Annotated in this window: 16 protein-coding genes, 3 tRNA genes and 4 pseudogenes; 6 read left to right on the forward strand and 17 right to left on the reverse strand. The window is 60.5% G+C overall.

The genetic code is table 11. The annotated features are described in order from the left end of the window. The coding region (locus ACYCTF_RS09875; RefSeq protein ID WP_461284844.1) for a DJ-1/PfpI family protein at nt 1–392 on the forward strand (392 nt) is incomplete at its 5' end. Between the two features lie 567 nt (nt 393–959). Here the strand turns inward: ACYCTF_RS09875 and ACYCTF_RS09880 are convergent. Further along, a complete protein-coding gene (locus ACYCTF_RS09880; protein ID WP_461284018.1) occupies nt 960–1,109 on the reverse strand; it encodes a hypothetical protein in 150 nt (49 codons plus the stop codon). 66 nt (nt 1,110–1,175) lie between these two features. Further along, nucleotides 1,176–1,256 (reverse strand): annotated as a pseudogene (locus ACYCTF_RS09885) (cupin domain-containing protein); the annotation flags it as partial. Between ACYCTF_RS09885 and ACYCTF_RS09890 the strand changes: the two are divergent. After that, a pseudogene (locus ACYCTF_RS09890) lies at nt 1,248–1,514 on the forward strand (transposase); the annotation flags it as partial. The pseudogenes ACYCTF_RS09885 and ACYCTF_RS09890 overlap by 9 nt on opposite strands. A gap of 285 nt (nt 1,515–1,799) precedes the next feature. Here the strand turns inward: ACYCTF_RS09890 and ACYCTF_RS09895 are convergent. The 4 genes and pseudogenes from ACYCTF_RS09895 to ACYCTF_RS09910 form a co-directional block, all read right to left on the reverse strand. Beyond that, nucleotides 1,800–1,910: transfer RNA gene (locus ACYCTF_RS09895), tRNA-OTHER, on the reverse strand. A 303-nt stretch (nt 1,911–2,213) separates the two neighbouring features. Then, nucleotides 2,214–2,489, reverse strand: coding sequence for a hypothetical protein (locus ACYCTF_RS09900; RefSeq protein WP_461267472.1), 276 nt, complete (start codon nt 2,487–2,489; stop codon nt 2,214–2,216). Continuing rightward, the gene (locus ACYCTF_RS09905) at nt 2,467–2,748 is read right to left on the reverse strand and encodes a BrnT family toxin (protein WP_461267474.1); all 282 of its coding nucleotides are present in this window, start codon (nt 2,746–2,748) and stop codon (nt 2,467–2,469) included. The genes ACYCTF_RS09900 and ACYCTF_RS09905 overlap by 23 nt, the downstream gene beginning before the upstream one ends. A gap of 519 nt (nt 2,749–3,267) precedes the next feature. Beyond that, nucleotides 3,268–4,246, reverse strand: a pseudogene (locus ACYCTF_RS09910) (IS5 family transposase). Nucleotides 4,247–5,322: 1,076 nt separating this feature from the next. Here ACYCTF_RS09910 and ACYCTF_RS09915 point away from each other — a divergent pair. The 4 genes and pseudogenes from ACYCTF_RS09915 to ACYCTF_RS09930 all read left to right on the forward strand — a co-directional run bounded on the left by ACYCTF_RS09915 (nt 5,323) and on the right by ACYCTF_RS09930 (nt 8,379). Continuing rightward, nucleotides 5,323–7,323 (forward strand): putative bifunctional diguanylate cyclase/phosphodiesterase, encoded by a 2,001-nt coding sequence (locus tag ACYCTF_RS09915; protein WP_461284845.1) that lies wholly within the window; start codon nt 5,323–5,325, stop codon nt 7,321–7,323. 105 nt (nt 7,324–7,428) lie between these two features. Beyond that, nucleotides 7,429–7,608, forward strand: a pseudogene (locus ACYCTF_RS09920) (ATP-binding protein); the annotation flags it as partial. A 90-nt stretch (nt 7,609–7,698) separates the two neighbouring features. Next, the gene (locus ACYCTF_RS09925) at nt 7,699–7,875 is read left to right on the forward strand and encodes a hypothetical protein (protein WP_461283997.1); all 177 of its coding nucleotides are present in this window, start codon (nt 7,699–7,701) and stop codon (nt 7,873–7,875) included. A gap of 357 nt (nt 7,876–8,232) precedes the next feature. After that, on the forward strand, nt 8,233–8,379 hold the full coding sequence (locus tag ACYCTF_RS09930) for a hypothetical protein (protein ID WP_461283998.1): 147 nt from the start codon (nt 8,233–8,235) through the stop codon (nt 8,377–8,379). 86 nt (nt 8,380–8,465) lie between these two features. Here ACYCTF_RS09930 and ACYCTF_RS09935 read toward each other — a convergent pair whose 3' ends face one another. From ACYCTF_RS09935 to thiL, 11 genes are all read right to left on the reverse strand, one after another. Further along, on the reverse strand, nt 8,466–8,654 hold the full coding sequence (locus tag ACYCTF_RS09935; protein WP_461283999.1) for a hypothetical protein: 189 nt from the start codon (nt 8,652–8,654) through the stop codon (nt 8,466–8,468). Between the two features lie 103 nt (nt 8,655–8,757). Then, nucleotides 8,758–8,834 (reverse strand) — tRNA-Arg (locus tag ACYCTF_RS09940). 267 nt (nt 8,835–9,101) lie between these two features. Beyond that, nucleotides 9,102–9,195 (reverse strand) — tRNA-Ser (locus tag ACYCTF_RS09945). Nucleotides 9,196–9,252: 57 nt separating this feature from the next. Next, complete coding sequence (gene csrA / locus ACYCTF_RS09950; protein WP_461284000.1) at nt 9,253–9,456, reverse strand: carbon storage regulator CsrA; 204 nt, start codon at nt 9,454–9,456, stop codon at nt 9,253–9,255. Between the two features lie 131 nt (nt 9,457–9,587). Continuing rightward, nucleotides 9,588–10,829: an aspartate kinase gene (locus ACYCTF_RS09955; protein WP_461284001.1), complete on the reverse strand. Its 1,242-nt coding sequence runs from the start codon at nt 10,827–10,829 to the stop codon at nt 9,588–9,590. A gap of 79 nt (nt 10,830–10,908) precedes the next feature. After that, nucleotides 10,909–13,488, reverse strand: a complete 2,580-nt coding sequence (alaS, locus tag ACYCTF_RS09960) for an alanine--tRNA ligase (protein WP_461284002.1) — start codon at nt 13,486–13,488, stop codon at nt 10,909–10,911. Nucleotides 13,489–13,491: 3 nt separating this feature from the next. Beyond that, nucleotides 13,492–13,956: a regulatory protein RecX gene (locus tag ACYCTF_RS09965; RefSeq protein WP_461284017.1), complete on the reverse strand. Its 465-nt coding sequence runs from the start codon at nt 13,954–13,956 to the stop codon at nt 13,492–13,494. After that, entirely contained in the window at nt 13,953–14,996 is a 1,044-nt protein-coding gene (gene recA, locus ACYCTF_RS09970; protein ID WP_461284003.1) for a recombinase RecA, read from the reverse strand. The genes ACYCTF_RS09965 and recA overlap by 4 nt, the downstream gene beginning before the upstream one ends. Nucleotides 14,997–15,054: 58 nt before the next feature. After that, nucleotides 15,055–15,567 (reverse strand): CinA family protein, encoded by a 513-nt coding sequence (locus tag ACYCTF_RS09975; protein ID WP_461284004.1) that lies wholly within the window; start codon nt 15,565–15,567, stop codon nt 15,055–15,057. Further along, nucleotides 15,540–16,007 carry a phosphatidylglycerophosphatase A family protein gene (locus tag ACYCTF_RS09980; protein ID WP_461284005.1) on the reverse strand — a complete coding sequence of 156 codons (468 nt, stop codon included), beginning with the start codon at nt 16,005–16,007 and terminating at the stop codon, nt 15,540–15,542. The genes ACYCTF_RS09975 and ACYCTF_RS09980 overlap by 28 nt, the downstream gene beginning before the upstream one ends. Further along, on the reverse strand, nt 16,000–16,959 hold the full coding sequence (thiL, locus tag ACYCTF_RS09985) for a thiamine-phosphate kinase (protein ID WP_461284006.1): 960 nt from the start codon (nt 16,957–16,959) through the stop codon (nt 16,000–16,002). Before thiL ends, ACYCTF_RS09980 begins: the two co-directional genes overlap by 8 nt.

Consider the following 16,959-nt stretch of genomic DNA (forward strand, 5'->3'; position numbering starts at 1 on the left):
CGTCCGTCTGTACGGGAGCGTTCATCCTCGGCGCCGCGGGCCTTCTGCGGGGCAGAAAGGCGACGACGCATTGGGCCTATCACCATCTGCTGCCACGCGTGGGCGCAATCCCCGTGAAAGAACGCGTTGTTCGTGACGGCAACCGATTCACGGGTGGCGGCGTCACGGCGGGTATCGATTTTGCGCTCACCTTGATGGCAGAGATCGCCGGGCCCGACATCGCGCAGGCCGTGCAACTCTCCATCGAATACGATCCGCATCCCCCGTTCAATTCCGGCTCGCCGCGCGTGGCACAGCAGGCTGTCAAGGAGGTGGTGGATGAGCGTTATGCCGCGCGCCTCGGCACTTTTGAGGCCGTACTCTCGCGGGTGCGCCAAGATCCGGGCGCATGAGCGCGCGATCATCATTCCGGCGGGCAAGTTCCATGCGATCTGGCGAGCATCGTGTCGCACGTCGGTCAATTCCCCATTCACCTACCCGCGCCGGACAATGAGCCAATTTGGGGTGCTCGAACGCGGTTCAGGAATGAAGCGTTGACGTCCCTGACTCGTTGACGCGACAGGAATGTGCGCCCGCCTACGAGTGAATTAGACGGCTCATGCTACGGCAGCGTGTGCCCGGGAGTACGTGTTCAATCTCCTGCACCGCTATCCGTCGGTCGAAACGTGATGCCCATCGCCAACGACAGCTTTGTGGCGCCATAGCAAGTGCGTACAATCGGCCAGCAAGAGACACTCAGCGTCCCGGTCAGCCTTCCGGGAACCCGTCATTCGATGGGTCGGCGCGCCCGCTCATATCGGCGAGGGCTATTTAGACCCCAGCGGGGACCTTCTCCGCCATCCTGCCCGGCGGTAGCGCCGGAACCGAATCGTCCACCGTCGCCTGATCAAGGCCGACCAGTAAGACCCGCTTCCTACGTTACTACCTCTCCAGAGATAAGCTCGCTTCCGCACGAGGAACTAGCGTGTCGGCGGCAGCGCGGCAATAGTCATCCCGTGTTTGCGGAAGATCTCGACCATCGTGGCCGTGTCTGGTGGCCCGCTGGTGGCGGCATTGACGAGCGCGCTCGCTTCCCGGAAGTAGCCCGGTCCCATGATGGCTGGAGTCACGCTCGACAGCTGCTTCGCATCTTCGGTACCGAAATTGTCAAACCTGTGGACGGCGCCGCGCGGGATACATACGGCTTGCCCGGGTCCGACGGCGATCGCCTTGCCATCGATCGTCCAGGTGAGTGTACCCACGATCCCGAGGACCATATCGGCGAGACGCTGACCTTTTACCGTCTCCCCTGGGCCCACCACAAGCACCTGAAGAGCACGAACATGCTGGAGCGCTTAAACGAAGAGATCAAGCGCCGCACCCGGGTGGTGCGGATCTTCCCCAATACCGAGTCCTGCCTGCGCCTCATCCGGGCCCTCTGCGTCGAGACCCATGAAGCGTGGCTTGAGAACAATCGCTACCTCAACATGGACCTGCTTCAGGAGCAGCGCCGCGAACGGCTGCGGGCGGCCTGATGAAACCCTCCCTCATACCAGGAAGGAATTTGCACAACTTGACGGACACAACCGATGGGAGCTTTCCGCCATACTTCCCAGCAAGGCCGCCATCAGCAGATCCATGTCGACAAAAAAGAACATCCGAGCTGGGTCGGTCGACCAAGCGGCGGTCGCGGCCACCCGGGAGCTTGGGTTTGCGGAATGTCGCCATGCCTGCCCCCTTTTTTGCCATACGCGTTATGGCAGGGTTATGGCATATCCAGGTTTGCGGCTCGTAGGGACTACTGTAGGTGCTTAATTTAATGGTGCGCCCGGAGAGATTCGAACTCCCGACCCCCTGGTTCGTAGTTGGTCTTTTATTAGTTGGTCTTTTATTCCGTAACCAGTTGTTTATTTTAAACTAATACCGGGCGCCCGTTGCGTATTTTGCCAGACTGAGCTGGATAAAGCAGGACTGATCCCCGCAAGAGTCCTGCAAGGTTCAGGGCGAGGCTATCGGCGTCGAGATCTAAGCGGCGACCTGCTCATAGGAGAAATGCAGGATGTCGGCCCGCTCGCTGGCCTGCTCAATCGTCAGGCCGCAGATCTGACCTTGAAGGTAGCGAATCTTCAGGGTACGGACCCTCGATCAAAAAACGCGTGATGCATCGTTTCCCTGTCCGGCCGCCATGGACACGCAACCTCCTGCCCCAGCCTCCGGGGAGGGAGGCGGCGCACTTAGGCCGCACTCTGCCGCTGGATCTTCTTAAGCGCCCGCTCCAGACGGTCCACCCGCGCCTTCAGGGGTTCCTGGCCCTTCAAACCCTCCTGCAACACGGTATTGAGCAGCCTCTGATAGGGAGCCCCCGTCTCCTCCGCCATCGCCCGCAACAGCGTCAGACTGTCCCGGTCGATATTGATCGTAATTTTCACAGACCCGGCTTTCGCCGCCGCCCGGATTTTACGCGTCCCGACCCGATCGATCTGCAGGTCACGCAGGTTGGGTTGTTTCATTGTACAGCCTCCTGAATTTCCGCCATTCCGCCGATCCGATAATCCTAATTTTCTGCCCCCGGTGGGTAAACCAGGTCGTCAGCACGCGTCCGGTATCGGATTTTCCGACCCAGTAGAAACGCGCTTCTTCCTCCGAATGTGTCTTGTCCGTCAGCTGGAATCCGTTGGCATCCAAAAAGGTCTCGACCGCCTCCGAAAAACTGACCCCGTGTTTACGAAGGTTGGCCCTCTCCTTGGAAAGATCCCATTCGAATTCCATGTCTCATTTTACCATACGCGTATGGTACATACCATATTTACCCAATATCTGAACCTGTTCGAGCGGTTCCAGGCCGGCGCATGCGGCCGGGATGATTACGAATCGTTTCAGAGGCTTTTTCTGATCCGGCAGATAGAGAGCATTTTACTTTCATAACAGCGTGTTGAAATACACGCAGTACACTTGAATACTCTTGAATGCGCCACTGAGTTGAGCAAAAATGGAGCACGAAATCGCGCTCTCCGCACACACATCCGGCAGGGCCCACGAGCCGCTCTATCCCCGGCAGTGTCGCGTCACGGCGTCATCATTCCATTAATCGCCACAAACGCCGCCCCGGTAGGCTTGCCTGCACAATTAGGGCACGTCTGAATTAACCCCTCATTTCGACAAGACCAAGGCGCCGAAACGGAATTCTGCTAGGCCGGGAAGGCGAAACGCATTGTTCCGCGCCCCGATGGGGCTTCATTTCATCGCTCGGAAGGTCTTTTGTAGCCCCGAACCCGATTTTTGGACGGATTACGCCCTCATGGGTCGCAATAGCCGTCGGCGCACGAGGTACAGATTGGCCAACGCGCAGGTGACAAAGAGCCGATGGGAATTCTTCTCAAGACCCCGGTAGCGGACCTTGGTGAAATGGAAGACGCCTTTGATCACCCCGAAGACGTGCTCGACCCGGCTGCGGATTTGGGACTTCACGCGATTCTTGGCGCGCTCGATCTCGTTTACGACGCCCTTGGTCCGATAGCGGCGATTGGTGAGGTCACGAGCCTTGGGGGCCTGCGCCCGGATCACCGCTTCTTGACCCTGGTAGGCCGAGTCACCCCAGACCCGGGTCTCCTCGCCATGGAGGAGATCGGGCAGGATGGTAGCATCATGAACGTTCGCAGCGGTCGCCACGACCGCATGAATGACTTTGGTCTTGCTGTCGACCCCGATATGAGCCTTTACCCCCCTCAGGGGGGTTCATGCCGAAGTGCCACTGACTCCCCTTCTTGGTCTGGTGCATGTCGGGGTCCCGGGCCTTATCCTTGTTCTTGGTGGATGAGGGGGCACTGATGATCGTGGCATCGACTATCGTGCCTTGGGTGACCTTGACGCCCTGGGATTCCAGATGCCGGTGGACCTCCCGGAAGAGCTTCTTCCCGAGATGGTGTTTCTCAAGGAGATGGCGGAACTTCAAGATGGTCGTTTCATTCGGCACCGGCTCCCGGCCGAGGTCGATACCCACGAACCGACACATGGAGACCGATTCATACAAGGCCTCTTCCGCTCCCGGATCGGAGAGGTTGAACCACTGCTGGAGAAAATAGATCCGGAGCATGCGCAAAAGCCCCACCGGGGGCCTACCGTTCTCACCCTTAGGATAGTAGGGTGCGATCACCGCACAAAGGTCCTGCCAGGGCACCACTTTCTCCATATCTGAGAGAAACTTCTCTCGACGGGTGGGCTTCCTGTGGGTCTCGAAGGTGCCTGTGGCTAAAGACATCTGGCGCATGGATTTTATCCGTTTGAACTGGCGCCCTTTTTACCATAACGGCTTGAATATAGGCGCTAAATCAGAGGTGCCCTAATTGTGCGGCGTACCTATCGCGAGATATGATGCCTGCCATCTTCAGTGCTGCGAGCTTCGACGAAGGGTAGCTTTAGGGCGCCAGACCCCACAGGCGGCCGTGTGCCATAAACAACCCGCCAGAGTGATGTCCATGAAGGTCTTTTACTCAGCACATAGCTCCCATTAAGCGAGGGGGATTGCCTCATTCCTCAATATAGAAACCGGGACCTTTGCCTCAACCACCCACCGGCCACGAGTCGGAACGCCTACCGTGCGAGCGGCCTAGTCCTCTGGCCCCAGCCCGCCATTCGCGGCCCGGCCGTCATTTCTCAATCACATTCCCAATTCTTCTCCATTTTCGTTATGGCGCCCTGCCGGACCGCGTACTTGCATGGGCTGCAAGCGGTCGAGACCTAAAACGACTGCGTTTCCGCTCTGGCCGGAACCTGACCTGGTAGCGGACCGATGTTAAGTTGATCCCCCTAAGTATGCTTGCGCACAGACATCATCAAGAGTAGATACCTTAATGGAACCTAATTCGTGCTTAATTACCCTCGCTGAGGGTGGGCCGTGAGATGGAGTTAACAAATGTATATTGGCATCGGTACTATCGTGATCATTATTGTTTTAGTTTTGATTTTTCGTTAGAGCCACCCAAACCGAAAATCAGACTAGATGACACCAAAATCACAGAAGACGGGCGTATGTGAGCTTATCTCATTGCACTGTCAATCGGAGCGCTGTTATTGCCACAAAACAACGTGCGCTTTTACCAACCGTGCTGATACCAGGCCCGATTACATGCGGTTTGTGCATTTTTTTCTCGGCGCTACGATTTAACAAACCGGGGACATTACAAACACTGGTTCACAGACCTCACTCTGGTTCACAGACCTCACTAGAGATAGACAACAGTGCGACTGTCACACTTTATTCTGAAGAACCTCGAACCTATCCTCGCGGAGTGGGAGAGCTTCGCGGCCACCTTGGTTCTAGCATCCCAAAAAGCGGATCAAGACATGCTGCGTGATCACGTCAAACAAATTCTGGAAACGATTGCCGCCGATCTAGCTCGTCCAGAGTCCGCCCACCATCAAGCCGAAAAGTCGAAAGGTCACCGCCCCGCTACCAAAACGGCAGCCACAACCCATGGCGTAGACCGCCTAGAGTTGGGGTTCAGTTTGGTTTCAGCTATGGCGGAATATAGAGCGTTGCGCGCCAGTGTTACCAGACTATGGCAAGAGGCGCATCTCGCTAAGCCGGTATCGAAAGCCGCGAATGAGGACATTATTCGATTTAACGAAGCCATCGATCAGGCGGTCAGCGAATCTGTTGATAGTTATTCAGCGGAAAGAGACAAGCAAACTCGCGTGTTCGAGACGATTTTGTCGTCCTCCCCTGATCTCAGTTTTACCTTCGACATGGAGGGCAGATTTGCCTATGCCAACAAAGCGCTAACTCAATTGTTGGGGCTACCCATCGATAAGATCGTGGGGACGAATTTTTTCGATCTTCATTTCTCTGCAGCGGCTGAAATGCAGGGCCAAATTCAACATGTCATCGCCAGCAAACAACAATTTCGCGGAGACATTCCCTATACATCTCCGGGTAGAGAAGTGGAGTTTTATGATTTCATTTTTGCCCCTGTCCTTACCAAGAGGGGCAAAGTTGAAGCTGTTGCCGGGACTGCCCGCAACATTACCAAGCGTAAAATCTCGGAGAATAGAAACTGGCAAAAAGCCAACTACGATCTATTAACAGGCCTGCCCAATCGACGCTTGTTTGGCGATCGACTCCACCAGTCAGTCAAACATACCGGGCGCACGGGTGCACAGATCGCCGTGCTGTTTATTGATCTCGATCATTTCAAAGAAGCCAATGATAGGTTTGGACACGATTCGGGCGATATCTTATTGCGACTGGTAGCAGATCGCATCCGCTCATGTGTTCGGGCAACCGACACCGTAGCGCGTCTGGGCGGTGATGAATTCACGGTCATATTGCAAGACCTGATCGACAACCCACATGTCGATATCGTCGCTGAACAAATCTTAAAAGAACTCGCAACACCCTTTCAGGTTAACAATAATATCATTCACATCTCTGCCACCATCGGCATCACCCTCTGTCCCCAAGATGCGAGCACTGCCGAACAGCTTTTAAAAAACGCGGACCAGGCGATGTATGTGGCGAAAACCGCGGGGCGCAACCGCTTCAACTTCTTCTTGCCCAATCAGGGGCAATCTGTGGAACAAAGCTCCCGATTAATCACCGACCTGCGTGTGGCCTTACCGCACCAACAACTCGATGTGTATTACCAACCGATACTTGATATGGCCACGGGGCGCATTGTCAAGGCAGAAGCACTTTTGCGATGGAACCATCCCGAGTTAGGCCTGATGCTTCCGGGACAATTTATGGGGCCTGCGGAAGAGGCCGGGGTGATGGATGAGATCGGCAATTGGGTATTTACCGAAGCAGCCCTGCATTCGCGCCTATGGAGCGCTTTATTGGGAAAGCCGTTTCAAATCAACATCAACTTGTCGGCCAAGCAGTTCATCGACAACAATTACACAAGTAGCTGGGGAGCCCATATAAAAAGTCTTGGGCTGGCGCCGCATAGCCTTTCAGTCGATATAAAAGAAGAAACGTTTTTGAATGAGTGGGGCAATGTCAATGACAGGATCGTCGCACTACATGACGCCGGTATTGAGGTGGCGGTTGATGATTTTGGAGCGGGGGACCCATCCATCGCCCATCTAAACAAATTCGCTGTTGATACCATCAAGATCGATTGGTCACTCATAAATGATATGGCCGGCGACGCGAGTAACGCATCGGTCTCGCAGGCCATCATCGCGATGGCGCATAAGCTCGGAATCAAGGTGATCGCAGAGGGCGTGGAGACGATAACCCAACGCGTTAGCCTTCAGTCAGCAGACTGCGACTATGCGCAAGGATATTTGTTTGCAGCACCCGTGCGAGCAGACGAATTTGAAAAACTGCTGCAACCTGGCTAGCACGTTGTTATTGGCGGTCTGACAGTGCGGGAAAATGGCGGCTGAGTGCGCATTTAGATGTCGGCTGTCGGGCGACCAGTTTGCAAAACCGGCTTGCTCGACTGCTGGGGTGAGATCTTTGGCGACCAGGTGTTGGCCACCGCCATTCTCGACCGGCTGCTGCATCATGCCACAACCCTCAACATCAAAGGAGAGAGCTACCGACTGAAAGGCAAGCGCAAGGCCGGACTGCTCGGAAAGGCGCCCAGAACCGAGGCCGCGGACGCGGTGGCAGCGGGCGAATAAGGTGACATTTTTACCAGGCGGAAAGTGGACCAATTTAGTGAGCGTTGACAGCGGCCCCGGTATCGCCGGGAACAGGCGATCGAACGGTATTTGCTGGAACGCGCGGAATTGCCGTCCCTCGAGGACTACAAGCTGCACCTGCGCACGCTCCACAAGTATCTCTATGGCCGGTTCCTGGACGAGATTGACCGGGATCTACTGGATGCAGTAGCCCGGGCCCGGAAGGCGGACGGGCACCGGTATACGGAGATGGCGAAGGTGTGGTAAATGAAGGCCCGGAATTGCCGGTTTGGGCGCCCACCGTGCGGTCCCCGTAAGGCGTGCGACCAGAGAACCCCGGGCGCGCATCCCTGCCATTGCCCGGGTCCCTCAAGAGTCCGTCTTCCAGTGTCAGGAGCCGCCTGTCGATCCTGCGCCACCGCTCGTGGATCCGCTTCCGCTTCAATGCCGTTGCGCGGTTTGTGTTTGTTGCGCTGTCCGGGGAAGATTTCGGGTCTGACTACGCTCATCGGCATGGCGCTTCTGTAATTGCTCCCGCTCTTGGGCGGCGGTGAAGGCCCACGGGGCCCGGATGAGCTTCGGGGGTACACCGGCAGTCGTCTGTTCCGCGCAGAAGACCATGCGGTGGACCGTCAGATTCAGGCGCAGGGCGTCCTGCTTCCGGCGTTGAGTGAATGGAGCGTCGACATCAAAGAAAGAGGCGAGGGCGGGCAGCAAGCCGCCCCACCCTCACCCGTGACGATGGCGCCCGTCTTTCCGCTCATGCTTTAGGTATAAGACCACACCAAAACCCGCGATGTTCGCGAGACCCATCACAATGATAAACGCTGTCCAGTATTCACCCATATCAAAGCCTCTCAGCCTTCAAGGAATGAAAGGACCCATACCGCAATCCATTGTAAGTTCACAAACCCAATCGCCGTAAGAACCAGTTTTACCCACGCGACCGGGTGCACATTGATGGCAGCATAGCCAAACGCCCCGAACTCAGCAAAGGCAATTAGGTTAAACACGCCAGCGATATACTTGAGCTGCTCATCATTCATGAATCACCCCAGCATCCCCACCAGATCCTTGGCCCGCAGGTGGACATATAGAGAACAAACTCGGATGAAAAAGGAAGGAGACCTCTCTAAGTGCTTGATTTAATGGTGCGCCCGGAGAGATTCGAACTCCCGACCCCCTGGTTCGTAGCCAGGTACTCTATCCAACTGAGCTACGGGCGCGCTGTGGGGACACTACTTATGTGAGGACGGCTACCGTCCGTACTGCCCTTCCCTGTCCTTCGGGGTATCTGGAAACATCTCGCAGGCTTGGTGCGCCCCGAGTGCCTCCTGTTACCCTACCGCCTGCGGACCGGCAAGGCGCCGCATTATAAAACGTCGCCCTCCTTTGCGCCAGCCTCAATCGCAGGCCTCGGTCACACATCGCCTCCGCGTGACGGGAAGCGGCACATACTGCCACCTCGACCGACCGGCATTCGTTCCGAATGATGGCGGAGAGAGAGGGATTCGAACCCTCGATGGAGTTTTTGACCCCATACTCCCTTAGCAGGGGAGCGCCTTCGACCGGCTCGGCCATCTCTCCTTGAGAGCGCACAGCATACCGTGTGCGGACGTTTCAGGAAAGTATGTAGAGAGAGGATCAGTCCTTGTGCGTCTCCTCCACCACCACCCCGACCTCGCGCTCCTTCTGGATGCGCTCGTAGATCTCCTCGCGATGGACGGGGACATCCTTCGGGGCGTTTACCCCGATGCGGACCTGATTGCCCTTGATACCCAATACCGTGACCTGCACCTGGTCGCCGATATTGAGCGTTTCTCCGATACGTCTAGTCAGAATCAGCATATCGCCGCTCTCCTTAAAGCCTGCCTCGAGCCTTTCTGGTGTCCGGCTCCCCGTAAGGGCCTCTGCGGGCCCACTCCCCTGTGACTGTTCGTCCCTGAGACGACGCTCGCCAACTCATCTTCTTGCAGCTTCTATGCCAATGGCACCGCAGCTGCCGTTTCTGCGTCGAGACCGAAGGCACTGTGGAGCGCGCGGACCGCCAGTTCCAGATATTTTTCGTCGACCACGACCGAAATCTTGATCTCAGATGTCGATATCATCTGGATATTGATGCCTTCTTCACCTAAAACACGGAACATCGTGCTTGCGATCCCGGCGTGCGAACGCATGCCCACACCCACCACCGAGATCTTGGCAATACGCTCATCGCCCCGTACCTCGCGCGCCTTCAAGGCCGCCGCGGTCTTCTCCAGGATCTGCCGCGCCTGACGATAATCGGCATGCGGGACTGTGAACGTGAAGTCCGTGGTCTTGTCGGCCCCCACATTCTGGATGATCATGTCCACATTGATATTGGCATTCGCCACGTCGCCCACAATGCGGTAGGCCACGCCCGGCTCGTCCGGCACGCCCTTGATGGTCAGCTTGGCCTCGTCCCGGCTAAACGCGATCCCCGATATCAGCGCCTGCTCCATATTTGATTCCTCATAGGTGATCAATGTCCCGGGGCCATCATCGAACGACGACAAGACCCGCAGGGGCACACGATACTTGCCCGCGAACTCCACCGAACGGATCTGCAGAACCTTGGCGCCGAGACTGGCGAGCTCGAGCATCTCCTCGACCGTGATACGCGCCAGCCGCCGCGCCTGAGGACAGACGCGCGGGTCGGTCGTATACACGCCATCCACATCCGTGTAGATCTGGCACTCATCCGCCTTCAGGGCCGCGGCCATGGCCACCGCCGTGGTATCCGACCCACCGCGCCCCAATGTCGTGATATTGCCCTCTTCGTCCACGCCTTGGAATCCGGCGATCACGACCACCCGCCCCGAGGCGAGATCCTGGCGCACGCGCGCATCGTCGATGGCGGTGATGCGGGCCTTGCCGTGGGCATTGTCCGTGCGGATATGGACCTGGGCGCCGGTATAGGATCGGGCCGGACAGCCGATCTGCTCCAAGGCCATGCTGAGCAGCGCAATGGTGACCTGCTCACCCGTGGCGAGCAGCACGTCGACCTCGCGGGGCGGGGCATCGGGGTGGATGGCGCGGGCGAGCCCCAACAGGCGATTGGTCTCGCCGCTCATGGCCGACACCACCACCACCATGTCATGGCCGCGGGCGCGCTCGGCCGCTACGCGGCTCGCCACCGCCTGGATACGTTCCACGGTCCCGACGGAGGTGCCGCCGTACTTCTGCACGAGCAAAGACATAGATTGGGGGTCTTGACGTTTTGAAAGACGCGAAGATTACCGCGCCCTTCCTTGCCTGTAAACGAAAAACCCCTTCTTTTTATATAAGCTTGGTGCGCAGATAGGCGCGGCCCGCCTCCAAGGCCTGCTCAAGCGCCCCATTATCAGCGCCGCCGGCCTGGGCAAGCTCAGGCCGCCCGCCCCCCTTGCCACCCAGGACCCGCGCCGCCTCGTTCACGAGATCGATCGCGCTTACGCGCGCGGTCACGTCCGGTGTGACCCCCGCGATCAAGGTCACGCGTCCGTCGGCGACCGAGGCCAACAGCACCGCCGCCTGGCGCAACTGGCCCTTCAAACGATCCATCGCCTCGCGCAGCCCCTTCACGTCCCCATCCAGACGGCCCACCAGGGTCTTCACCCCGCCTTGATCCACGGCCTCGGCGGCCAGATCGCGGCTCGCGGCCAACCCCGCCTTGGCGCGCGCCAAACCTAGCTCCTTTTCCAAGGCCTCGGCGCGGGCCTTCATACGCAGGACTCGATCGACCAGCTCCTCGCGGCTCGCCCCGAGGGCCTCCGCGGCGTCGCTCAAGCGCGCCTCCAACGAACGTACATAGTCGAGTGCGGCCTGCCCGGTCACGGCCTCAATGCGCCGTACGCCCGAACCCACCGCCGCCTCCGTCAAGATCTTGAAGAAACCGATGTCGCCCGTACGCGTCACATGCGTGCCGCCGCAGAGCTCCGTGGAATAAGCGCCCATCGCCACCACCCGCACGCGGTCGCCGTACTTTTCCCCGAAGAGCGCCATGGCCCCGCTCCCCACGGCCTCATTGAGCCCCATCTGCGAGACTGAAACCTCGCTATTGGCGCGGATCGCCTCGTTCACCGACAACTCGATGGTGGCAAGCTCCGCCGCGGTAAGCGCCTGCCCGTGGCTGAAGTCGAAACGCAGCCGCTCGGGCCCCACAAGCGAGCCGCGCTGCGTCACATGGGTCCCCAGGATACGCCGCAACGCGGCATGCAAGAGGTGGGTCGCCGAATGATGCGCGGCGGTCGCGAGGCGTCGCGAGGCACTCACCACGGCGGTCAGCTCATCCCCGACCCGCAAGGTGCCGTCGGTCAGACGCCCTATGTGAGCGTAACCCTTGCGCGTGTCCTCCACTATAAAACGCGCGCCGCGGCCTTCAAGCAGGCCCTGATCGCCGACCTGCCCGCCCGACTCGGCGTAAAACGGCGTGCGGTCCAGAAACACGATCCCTTCGTCTCCGGAGGAGAGCAGCGGCACCGTGCGGCCGGCGGCGGCGAGCGCCCGCACCCGCACGGGCAAGGACACGCTCTCATAGCCGAAAAACGCAGTCTCGCCGCCTACCACGACCTCATCACTGCGGAAGCTCTGCGCCGCCCGCGCCCGCTCGCGTTGTGCATCCATCTCCCGCTCGAACCCGGCCATATCCACGGACAGCCCGCGCTCGCGCGCGATGTCGGCGGTGAGATCCGCCGGGAAGCCGTAGGTGTCGTAGAGCTTGAAGACCGTCTCGCCCGGAATCACGCCGCCTGCCTTAAGTCCTGCGATGTCCTGCTCCAGGAGCCGCAGTCCCTGCGACAAGGTCTCGGCGAAACGCTCCTCCTCTTGCCGTAACACCGCCTCCACGTGGTCTTGGCCCTGAGCAAGCTCCGGGTAGGCTGCACCCATCTCACGGATCAAGGGGCCGACGAGCCGATAGAAAAATGGGCCTGTGGCGCCTAGACGATGGCCATGGCGCAAGGCGCGGCGCACGATGCGCCGTAGTACGTAGCTACGCCCCTCATTGCCAGGGATGACACCGTCTGTAACCAGGAAGGCGGCGGCCCGAATATGATCGGCGATCACGTTTAGCGACTTGTCGCGCAGATCCTTGAGGCCCAGGACTTCACCGACCGCGCGGATCAGGCCCTGAAAAAGATCGATGTCATAGTTGCTCGTCACCTTCTGCATGACCGCCGCCATACGCTCAAGCCCCATACCGGTATCCACCGAAGGCTTGGGCAAGGGGTTAAGGCGCCCCTCGCGATCGCGGTCGAACTGCATGAACACTAGGTTCCAGATCTCGACATAACGGTCGCCGTCGGCCTCCGGGCTGCCTGGGGGCCCACCGGCGATCGCCGGTCCATGGTCGTAGAAGATCTCGGAGCATGGGCCGCAGGGACCTGTGTCGCCCATCGACCAGAAATTGTCGGCCTCGCCTATGCGGCTAAAGCGCGCCTCGTCGACGCCGATCTCGTCGAGCCAGATGCGCGCCGCCTCGCGATCGTCCTCGAAGACCGTGACCCAAAGTCGGTCCGGGGGCAAACCCATCTCGACTGTAAGGAACTCCCAGGCGTAACGGATGGCGTCACGCTTGAAATAGTCCCCGAAACTGAAATTTCCCAACATCTCGAAGAAGGTGTGGTGACGCGCCGTGTAGCCCACGTTCTCGAGGTCGTTGTGCTTGCCGCCGGCCCGCAGGCAGCGCTGCGCGCTCGCCGCGCGTGTGTAATCGCGTCGATCCTGCCCTAGAAAGACATCCTTGAACTGCACCATGCCAGCATTCGTAAAGAGCAGGCTCTGATCGTTCGTCGGCACGAGCGAGCTGCTCGGCACCACTTGGTGGCCATGCCTTTCGAAAAACTGCAAGAAGCGACTTCGTATCTCGGTGCTCTTCATGATCTATAGGTCATCGTTATCCGCGCGGCTCATCACCGCGTACATGATATCTTCATGGCGAAAACCTCTCGTTTGCAAGAAACGCGCCTGTCGCGCCCGCTCCTCGCGATCCCGCGGGGGCTCGCCCCCGAACCGCTTGGCGCGGGCGGCCACCGCGCGTTCGCCCCATGAACCCTCCGCGGAGGCGAGCGCCGCCGCGATGATCTCGGGCGGCACACCACGGGCCTTCAACTCCACCATGATCCTCAGCGGCCCCACCCCTTGGGCAGCGCGTCCCCGGACCCGCTCCTCGGCATAACGCTCATCGGAGACCGCGCGGCCCGACGCGAGATCTTCGACCGTGGCAAGGGCCTGATCGCGATCATAGCCACGCCGGCAGAGACGCTCGGCGAGCTCTCGCCGGCTGTAGTCGCGCCGCGCGAGCAGACCGAGCGCATAGCTGCGCGGGCTCTCGTGATCAGAGCTCAGATATCACCCTCCCCGTCGAGCGCCGGATCCTCTTCCATGAGCACCGTCGGATGCGCCGCGAACGAGGCGCGTAGCTTGGCCTCGAGGTCGGCGGCGATCGCCGGGTTGTCGCGCAGATGTTGGCGCGCATTCTCCTTACCCTGCCCTATGCGCTCGCCCCCGTAGGAGTACCAAGCCCCGGACTTCTCGACCAGGTTGGCGACCACCCCAAACTCGATCAGCTCACCCTCTTTCGAGATCCCTTGATCATAGAAGATGTCGAACTCGCATTGCCGAAAGGGGGGCGCGATCTTGTTCTTCACGACCTTGACCCGCGTCTGGCTGCCCACCACCTCCTCGCCGCGCTTGATGGCGCCGATGCGGCGGATATCTAGGCGCACCGAGGCGTAGAACTTCAAGGCATTGCCGCCGGTTGTAGTCTCGGGATTGCCGAACATCACCCCGATCTTCATGCGAATCTGGTTGATGAAGATCACGAGCGTATTCGAGCGCTTAATGTTGCCCGTCAGCTTACGCAAGGCCTGCGACATGAGGCGCGCCTGCAGACCGACGTGGGAATCGCCCATCTCGCCTTCGATCTCGGCCTTGGGCGTCAAGGCCGCCACCGAATCCACCACCACCACATCGACGCCGCCCGAACGCACCAGCATATCGGTGATCTCGAGGGCCTGCTCACCCGAGTCGGGCTGCGACACGAGCAGATCGTCGACGTTCACCCCGAGACGTTTGGCGTAGCTCGGGTCGAGGGCATGCTCGGCGTCGATGAAGGCCGCGATCCCTCCGGCTTTCTGCGCCTGCGCTATGATGTGCAAGGTCAGGGTCGTCTTGCCCGAGGACTCCGGGCCATAGATCTCCACCACCCGCCCCCGTGGCAATCCGCCTATGCCTAGGGCGATGTCGAGCCCAAGCGAGCCGGTCGGCACCGCCGCGACCGGCGGGGCGTCGCCCGCGTCACCCAAGCGCATGACCGAGCCCTTCCCAAACTGTTTTTCGATCTGGCCGAGCGCCGCGCTCAAGGCCTTGCTCTTATTGACGTCCATGAACTACCCCCGCGAGTACGCGCAAGGGGGCGATTATTCCACAAAGGACGCCCGGGACCTAGCGAGGGAAATCCTGGTCCAGACGGTCCTTCAGTCCGGCCAGGGCGGCCGCCACCGCCTGCGCGCGCACGGCCCCCCTATCCCCCGAGAAATGGCAGACCTGGGCCTGCTCGCCCCGCGCCGTCACCCAGCCGATGGCCACCGTCCCCACCGGACACGCCGCGGTGCCCCCCGTGGGGCCGGCGAAGCCCGTGACCCCCACCGCAACCTCGGCTCCGCCCCGCCCGAGGGCCCCGCGCGCCATGGCGATCGCAGTCGGCGCGCTAACGATGGTCGCTTGAGCGAGGCGCTCCCACGGGACCCCAAGCACGGCATGCTTGGCGCGCGGTGCATAGGTCACAAACCCCGCCTCAAACCACGCGGAACTCCCCGGGATGTCAGTCAGAGCGGCGGCCAGCAAGCCCCCGGTACAGGACTCGGCGACCGTCACCTTGAGCCCCGCGGCCACCAGATGCGCACCCACGGCCGCCGCCAAATCCTGGATCAGTGCAGCATGCCCCCCGTCCACCATAACCCCCCCTGAACCAAGAGCGCGGCGTAGACCCCCGCCAACACGTCGTCCGCCATAATGCCATAACCGCCGGGGAGCGCCTCCAGGCGAGCGATCGGGAAGGGCTTTACGATATCGAACAGACGAAAGAGCCCAAAGGCCGCCGCGAACCCGAGGATCTGGTGGGGGACCGCGAAGAGCGCCACCCCCATCCCCGCGATCTCGTCCCAGACCACCATGGGCGGGTCGCGACGCCCAAGCGCCCGCGCGGCACAAGCCGTGATCGGCACCCCGACGCCTATGACAATCGCGAGCAGCACCGCATAGGGCCCAAGACCCCAGAGGCCGGCCGGCCACCACAGCGCGAGCGCAAGCAGCGAACCTGCCGTGCCAGGCGCGCGCGGGGCGCGCCCGGCCCCGAAGCCGGTCGCCACCCATACCGCCCAAGCGCCCTTAGCCATCGAAATGGTTATAACCGGCGCGCGCGGGGACATAAAGGCCCTCGCCATCGCGCACCACGAGCCCCGTGCCTGCGACGATGGCGCCGATGTCATGAAAGCCGCAGGCAAAACGCGGTGCGATCCCCGCCAAGGCCGGGACGCGTTCGGGGGGGACCGTGAAACAGAGCTCGTAGTCGTCGCCGAAGACAAGGGCCGGGTCGTAGCCCACGGTCGCGAAGGCGCCGTCATAGACGTCAGATAAAGGCAAGCGCCGCAAATCGAGCTCGGCGCCCACCCCGCTTGCCTGCAGGATATGACCGAGGTCCGCGATGAGGCCATCGGAGATGTCGATCGCAGCCGACGCGATCCCGATCAAGGCCTGCCCTTCCTCGATCCGCGGGAGTGGGCGGTCGAGCCGCGCGAGCACCGACGCCTGGAACTCGGGCGGCAGCGAAAGCCGCCCGGAGCGCGCCAGAAAGCCGACCGCCGCCTCACCCAAAAAGCCCGAGACATAAATCCGATCGCCAATGCGCGCCCCGCTGCGCGTGAGCGCCTCCCCGGGGGCCACGGTGCCCAAAGCGGTGATGGTGATGGTAAGCGGTCCGCGCACGGTGTCGCCACCCACGAGATCCAGCCCGACCGTGTCCGCGAGCGCGAAAAGGCCGTCCCGAAAGCCCGTAAGCCACACCGGATCGGCCTTCGGCATGCTCAGGTTCAAGAGGAAGGCGAGCGGCCGGGCGCCCATGGCAGCCAGATCGCTCACATTCACCGCCAGCGCTTTGTAGCCCACATCGAAACCGGACGCACCGGGGGCGAAATGTACCCCCTCGATCAAGGTATCGGTGGTCACGGCGAGGCGCCGCTGCGCGCCCGGCAGGGCCAAGAGGGCGGCGTCATCGCCGACGCCCAAGACCACCTCGGCGTGACGCGTTGGGCGCTTGAAGTAGTGCTCTATAAGATCGAATTCGTCCAC

It is taken from the genome of Acidiferrobacter sp. (genome assembly GCF_054609335.1).